The organism is Psychrobacillus sp. FJAT-21963 (assembly GCF_001420585.1).
Classification (GTDB): domain Bacteria; phylum Bacillota; class Bacilli; order Bacillales_A; family Planococcaceae; genus Psychrobacillus.
This window is the reverse complement of sequence record NZ_LJIY01000004.1, coordinates 306,897-313,496: the sequence shown is the minus strand read 5'-3', so window position 1 is coordinate 313,496 and position 6,600 is coordinate 306,897. Positions and strand designations below refer to the sequence as shown.

At 35.8% G+C, this 6,600-nt stretch carries 8 protein-coding genes; 1 reads left to right on the top strand and 7 read right to left on the bottom strand.

What is annotated here, in order from left to right; translation table 11 throughout:
* The first annotated feature begins 146 nt into the window (after window positions 1-146).
* Window positions 147-350: a twin-arginine translocase TatA/TatE family subunit gene (gene tatA / locus AN959_RS12355; protein ID WP_056831137.1), complete on the top strand. Its 204-nt coding sequence runs from the start codon at window positions 147-149 to the stop codon at window positions 348-350.
* 198 nt (window positions 351-548) lie between these two features.
* Here the strand turns inward: tatA and rbsK are convergent, their stop codons facing one another.
* The 7 genes from rbsK to AN959_RS12320 all read right to left on the bottom strand — a co-directional run bounded on the left by rbsK (window position 549) and on the right by AN959_RS12320 (window position 6,545).
* Complete coding sequence (gene rbsK / locus AN959_RS12350; RefSeq protein WP_056831135.1) at window positions 549-1,445, bottom strand: ribokinase; 897 nt, start codon at window positions 1,443-1,445, stop codon at window positions 549-551.
* A gap of 19 nt (window positions 1,446-1,464) precedes the next feature.
* Window positions 1,465-2,271, bottom strand: coding sequence for an energy-coupling factor ABC transporter ATP-binding protein (locus AN959_RS12345; protein WP_056831133.1), 807 nt, complete (start codon window positions 2,269-2,271; stop codon window positions 1,465-1,467).
* Window positions 2,249-3,124 carry an energy-coupling factor ABC transporter ATP-binding protein gene (locus tag AN959_RS12340; RefSeq protein ID WP_156350787.1) on the bottom strand — a complete coding sequence of 292 codons (876 nt, stop codon included), beginning with the start codon at window positions 3,122-3,124 and terminating at the stop codon, window positions 2,249-2,251. The genes AN959_RS12345 and AN959_RS12340 overlap by 23 nt, the downstream gene beginning before the upstream one ends.
* Window positions 3,121-3,864: an energy-coupling factor transporter transmembrane component T gene (locus tag AN959_RS12335; RefSeq protein ID WP_253278915.1), complete on the bottom strand. Its 744-nt coding sequence runs from the start codon at window positions 3,862-3,864 to the stop codon at window positions 3,121-3,123. Before AN959_RS12335 ends, AN959_RS12340 begins: the two co-directional genes overlap by 4 nt.
* Window positions 3,865-3,942: 78 nt before the next feature.
* Entirely contained in the window at window positions 3,943-4,545 is a 603-nt protein-coding gene (locus AN959_RS12330) for an ECF transporter S component (RefSeq protein WP_053591489.1), read from the bottom strand.
* A 27-nt stretch (window positions 4,546-4,572) separates the two neighbouring features.
* On the bottom strand, window positions 4,573-5,529 hold the full coding sequence (locus tag AN959_RS12325; RefSeq protein ID WP_056831131.1) for a nucleoside hydrolase: 957 nt from the start codon (window positions 5,527-5,529) through the stop codon (window positions 4,573-4,575).
* Between the two features lie 11 nt (window positions 5,530-5,540).
* Window positions 5,541-6,545 carry a LacI family DNA-binding transcriptional regulator gene (locus AN959_RS12320; RefSeq protein WP_056831129.1) on the bottom strand — a complete coding sequence of 335 codons (1,005 nt, stop codon included), beginning with the start codon at window positions 6,543-6,545 and terminating at the stop codon, window positions 5,541-5,543.
* Window positions 6,546-6,600: the final 55 nt, after the last annotated feature.

The window sequence follows — 6,600 nt, the reverse complement described above, 5'->3', positions numbered from 1 at the left end:
TTTTTCTGAAATTACATTTAAATTCTCATCTATTTACAATTAAACAAGAAAGGTATATTGTGTTAGTGATACAAAACAACTAATTTATGTATAAATTGCCGCTGGATAAATACTACACATTTCTTTTGCTAACAGGAGGAAGTACCATGCCAAACATCGGAGTACCAGGTTTAATAATCATTTTAGTAATTGCCCTAATCGTATTCGGTCCATCAAAACTACCTCAATTAGGTAAGGCAGTTGGACAAACGTTAAGAGAATTTAAAAACTCAACTAAAGATATCGTAGACGAAGTAGCAGATGAATTTAAAATAGATAATAATGACTCTTTGGATAAAAAGAAAAGCTAAAAAAAAGCCGACTATTGGCTAATAGTCGGCTTTTGTGATGGAATTGTTAAGATTAATGGCTAAGCCAAAGAATCGGATGGTTCAGCAAAAAAAACAGATAGTTAAGTACAAAAAACTAGTTGTTTAATTAAAACTTAAAGCTATTTCTGCAATTAAAATTCAGAACCCCATAAAGAATTAATAAATTGAGAATAGATTTCATCCTTTGTTTACTTGAAGGGAGGAGGGGATAGTGGGTTGTGCTCCCATTTGAGTAACAACATACGTCGCAATTTTTGTTGCAAATGAGATACTATCTTTTAATGAGCTTCCTTGACATAAACCTACAGCTAATGCCCCATTAAATGCATCGCCAGCTCCAGTTGTATCCTTAGCTTCTACCACATTTGTTTTTACGTATCCATATTCATTACTATTCATATAATAGGAGCCTTTTTCTCCTAACGTAACAACAACTGCATCTACTCCTTTTTTAAGTAATAGTGAGCATGCATGGAAAAGGTCTTCCTCGGTTTCCGTTTTTAACCCAGTAAGTATTTCTAACTCAGTTTCATTAGGTGTTAAAATAGAAACTTTACTCAATAAAGAGTCACTTATTTTTTGTGCAGGTGCAGGATTTAAGATAATATGTACATTTTTTTTAGCAGCAATATCAGCAGCCATTTCAACTGCTTGCATCGGAATTTCCAACTGTAAGAGGAGAACGTCACTAGCTTCAATTAACTTTCTATCTGTATGGATTTGGTCAGCTGTAACTAGAAAGTTTGCTCCGGGAAATAGTACGATTGAGTTTTCTCCAGAGTCAGCTACTTGAATTATTGCTTGCCCAGTCAACCCAACTTTTTGGACAGAATCAGTATTTACCCCTTTAGCTTGTAAGTTTTGCTTAACTTGTTCCCCGAAGTTATCTGCACCTACATTACCTATAAAATATACTTTAGCTCCTAACTGACTAGCAGTAACAGCTTGATTTGCTCCTTTTCCTCCAAAAAACAACTCATGTTTTGTACTGTGTAACGTTTCGCCTGCTTTTACAATATGCGGAACTAGGTATACAAGATCCATATTAGTGCTCCCTACAACTGTTATATTCATGAATTGTTATACTCCTTCCTTAACGAGTTTTTAAAATTACTTCCACTAATTGACTCTTTGATAGAATTCCAGGTGGAAATTTAAGTAGTTTCGCAATTTGAGCTACAGCGGGAGGTTTTAACATGCTTTTTTCTAAAATGTCTGCATTATAAAAAACCATTTGTGCATTGTCATCTGCTACTAATTTTCGGTTCGCCATTACAACGATACGTGTAAAATAGTCCGTTACAAATTCCATGTCATGGGTAATGGTGATTACAGACTTCTGCTTTTCTTCTAATGCTTGAAGTAAATTACCAAGTATTTGCAAACCAATCTTGTCTTGACCTGCAGTTGGCTCATCTAAAATGATAATATCAGAATCCATTGCTAATACAGACGCAATTGTTACAAACTTTCTAACGGAATAAGGTAAGTTATATGGGTTTTCTTCTGCAAATTCGGAAATGCCACATAATTTCATCGCCCAAGCTGTTAATTCATCTACACGGTTGGGTTCAAATCCCATATTTTTGGGTCCAAAACGGACCTCGGATTCAACATCATTATGGAATATTTGATCGTCTGGGTTTTGGAATACATATCCTACCTTCCTCGAAACTTGCGCTGTAGTATGATCTTTCGTATCCCAGTCCCCAACTAATACGTTACCTTCCGTAGGTTTTAACAAACCATTCATAAGCTTTACTGCAGTTGTTTTTCCTGCACCATTTTGACCTACAATTGCTAAACGCTCCCCAGTTTCAATGGATAGAGTAAGGTTTTCAAGTGCCTTTGTTCCGTCTGGATATGAAAAGCTTACATTATTTAAGTGAAGTTCGGTCATATTCATTCACTCCAGTCATATTTAGTGCTTCAGCTAGTTCTATATCACGTACAGGGAGGAAAGAAAGTGGCATCCCTAAGTTTTGTAGTTGTAGTGCAATTTCCGTCACATGTGGGTATTGGATTTCATACTTTCTAAACGCTGGATTTGCAAATACTTCACGAACAGGCCCATTCATTACTAACTCACCTTCGTGCATAACAAGCAAATTATCAGCGTATTCAGCGATTAAATCCATTTTATGTTCGACTAAAACAATGGTTTTGCCACGCTCTTTCATTAATCGGATAATATCAAAAATTTGTTCCGTACCAATAGGGTCAAGTTGGGAAGTCGGTTCATCAATGACTAATATATCTGGATCCATAACGATTATGGATGCAAGAGCAACACGTTGTCTTTGTCCACCTGAGAGATCGAAGGGATTTTTGTCACGTAAATGCTCAATCTTAACTAGTGTTAGTACTTCTTCGACCCGTTTTTTTATCTCTTCCACAGGAACGCCTAGGTTTTCTAAGCCATATGCAACTTCCTCGAATACATTATCTTTTACTCCAGAAACTTGGATAAATGGATTTTGAAATACGTATCCTACTTTTTCTCCAAGTTGGCCTAATTGATAATCAGACATTCTTTTTTTGTCTACGATAACTTCTCCTTCTAAATCCCCTTTGTAAAAATGTGGAATGAACCCGCGAATTGTATTGCAAAGTGTTGTTTTACCAGAACCATTATTACCGATAATTGCTGTAAATTTTCCTTTTTCTATTGAAAATGACACATTTTTTAATACAAAATCATCGCTTACTGGATAGCGATAAGACACATTTTTTAAATCAATCATTACTGTCATAAGAAAAACCTCCATACAAGTAGACCTATTAAGATTAGTAAATAGATTAGTGGTAAAACACGGTCTGCAGTATTTTTAGTTAATTGGTGTAGGCTTGTCTTTTTTACTGGTGCTGAAAATGCACGCGATTCAAGCGTTATTGCTCGTTCTTCGGTTCCTGCTATTGAGGATAAAATAAGGGGCGTTAGTGTTGGTATAAAAGCTTTAGCGCGAACAAGTAAAGAGCCTTCTGTTTCTACACCGCGAGTTTTTTGTGCTTCCATAATTGTGTTAGCTTGACGACGCATTTCGGGAATAATTTGAAGTGTTGATAACACCACATAGGCTCCCATTGGTGGAAGACCCTTATCTTCTAAAGACTTAACAAAATCTCGTACCTCAGTTATGCGGAAAAATAATATAAATGCAGATCCTATAGCGAGAATGCGAGATGTCAATAATAGCCCATAATTCAATCCCTCTTGTTTGATTTTAAAAATTCCCCATTCCCAAAGTACATTTTCACCAGGGTAGAACAACATTTGCATAATGAATACGATGATTAATACACTTAATAATGCCTTTAAAACAATATTAAGAAATTCTTTCGTTACACCTGCAAGCATTGCAATTAGTACTAAAACAGGGAAGATAGTAAAGGCAAAAATATATCCAGGCATAATAAGTACTATTCCTAAAATAAAGAGAGAGAAATAGAATTTTGTCATTGGATGAAGTTGAAGTAAAAGATTCTGTTTCAAATAAAATACGCCCCCTTGTAAAAATAATCTCTTCCCGTTAAATTGTTTAATCAACAAGTTGAACGAGAAGAGTTGAAATCATTTCTTGTTATTACGCTTCATATATAAATCTCCATAATTCATTTTAGATAAATAGCGATCTGACATACCTTTAACGATAAAGTAAACGACTAATACAGAAACAACCTTATCCGCTACTTCAGTGATAAAGCTGGAAGAAAAAACTGCTGTCCATAATTGTTGCCCAGATGCTAAGAAAGTAGCGGTAATTAGGGAAGAGGTATTTCCTGTTGCTCCTCCAAATACTAGAACTGTTATTGGTGCAGAGACAATTACGGCTATAAAAGTAATAATGATACCGGAAACAATGGTTTTAGGTACGTTTTTGAAGAATCCGTATTTAGAAAGGTAACCTGCTCCGATACCAATCGCCATAGATGTTAATGCATAGGGTAAATATACCGGATTGAAAATAGCATTAATTAGGTTTGTTATAAGTCCTGCTAGTAGTGCAACCCAAGGACCTGCAATTACACCCACTAGTATCGTTCCAATAGTGTCTAAGAAAATAGGTAACCGAAGTACATTGGCTAACTGGAAACCTACTAGATTAATAGCTACAGCAATAGGAATTAGTAACATTGCCATCATATTAAAATCATCTTTAAAACTACGTTTCATACATTTCTCCCCTTTGTTATGTTATATTTAACCGATTTGACGGCTCATTATTTTAACGGCGTTCAGAAATTGTTCTACGAACTTCTCTCTGTGAACCGTATGTAATACTTTCACATTATGCGGAAGCCCAGTTCGTTGTGAATAGTCTACAACCGTTGTTCCTGCTGTAAGTCTTCCTTCTAATTCAACAGCAACGTAACAATTATCCCCATCAAATAATTCAGGTGTCAGAACATAAGATACTGCACACAAATCATGTAAACGAATCCGTTTTTCAAAATCTGGTCCATGAAAAGCTGTTTGTTTTGCTGCATTTACATAAAAACGAAGCATCTTGACTACCTTATGTGCAAAATCAGATCCAATTTCCTCGATAGTCTTTAACTCTTCTAATGTGACAAAAGCTTTATGTGTAACATCTAGTCCACTCATCACAATTGGAATTCCGGATTGAAAAACAATTTCAGCTGCATGGGGATCAACGTAGACATTGAATTCCGTAGTTGGTGTCATATTTCCCCCAACAGCAGCTCCTCCCATATAGGAAATATATTTTATTTTTGATTTTACTTCAGGATGTGCTATTAAGAGGGCACCCACATTTGTCAGGGGACCAGTAGCTATTAGAACTATTTTTTCATCACTAGCTAATAATGTTTCTTTCATTGCTTCAATTGCATTTCGATTGCTTAAGCGAATAGTCGGTTCTGGGAAAAAGACATCCCCAAGTCCGTTCTCGCCGTGGACGTCATCAGCAATTTCGAGTTTACGAAAAAATGGATTATTTAAACCTCTAGCAATCTCAATATCTCTTTTCATGTAACTGGTAAAGGCAAGTGCGTTGTTAATTGTTTTTTCTTGCGTTTGGTTTCCGGGCTCTGTCGTGATTAATTTGATATCCAATTCCGGATGTGCGAAGGCTAAAGTTAGTGCCATAACGTCATCTATCCCAGGATCACAGTCAATAATTACAGGTATGGTCATTTATTTACACCTCATTTTATTTGTTTCGTACTTTCTCTCACGATTAATGTAGGCTCAAAGACTATAGCCTCAGATTCTTTTTTTTCTATCTCATTTATTAATAGTTCGATTGCTTTTCTTCCCATTCCGTATGTGTCTTGTCTAACTGTCGTTAGTTTTGGGATTAAAGCACTTACTAATGAAATGTCATCAAAGCCAACTATAGATAGTTGTTCAGGAATTTGAATTCCTATTTCATGAGCTGCCTGATAAATACCACAAGCCATCAAATCATTTGCAGCAAAAATTGCTGTTACAGTGTTGTTATTTAAAAATTCTTTTGCAACTTGATATGCTTTATCCATCTGAAATCCACCAACTAAAATGAGCGAAGGTGGAATCTCTATGGAAGCTTCCATTAAAGCTCTTTGAAATCCAGATAATCTTTGTTGGGAGTTAAGAATTTCGGAAGGGCCTGTCATACATGCGATTTGAGTATGGCCTAGATCTGTTAAATGCTTACCTGCTAAATATCCACCTCTTTCATTGTCTAAAAAGACACCAGATTGTTTGTTTGCCTCTTCGCCACGATCGAATAATACGTATGGAACTTTGCCACTTTGTAATAGAACTTTGCTAGTTTGTGATAATCTATTCTTACTCGATAGAAGAATCCCATCTACCTGTTGTTCCTTTAACAAACGTAAATAATTTTCCTCTTTTTGCAATTGATCATCTGAATTACAGATGATAAGACTATAGTTTCTTTTGTTCGCCTCATCTTCAGCACCTCTGCAAAGTTCTGGGAAAAAGGGGTTAGATATATTTGGCACAATTAAACCGAGCATACTAGAGCGTTTGGTCACTAATCCCCGTGCTAACTTATTTGGCTGGAAATTTGCTTCTTGCATTACTGCCAGAACTTTCTCTCGAGTTTCTTTTGACATTCCTTCTTCTTTATTATTCAAGACACGTGAAACTGTTGTTATCGAAACACCTGCCTCTCTCGCAATATCTTTAATCGTTAATTTCTCCATACATTTATCACCTGTTCCTACAGTTAGGAAAACGTTTTACGAAAACGTTTTCTCT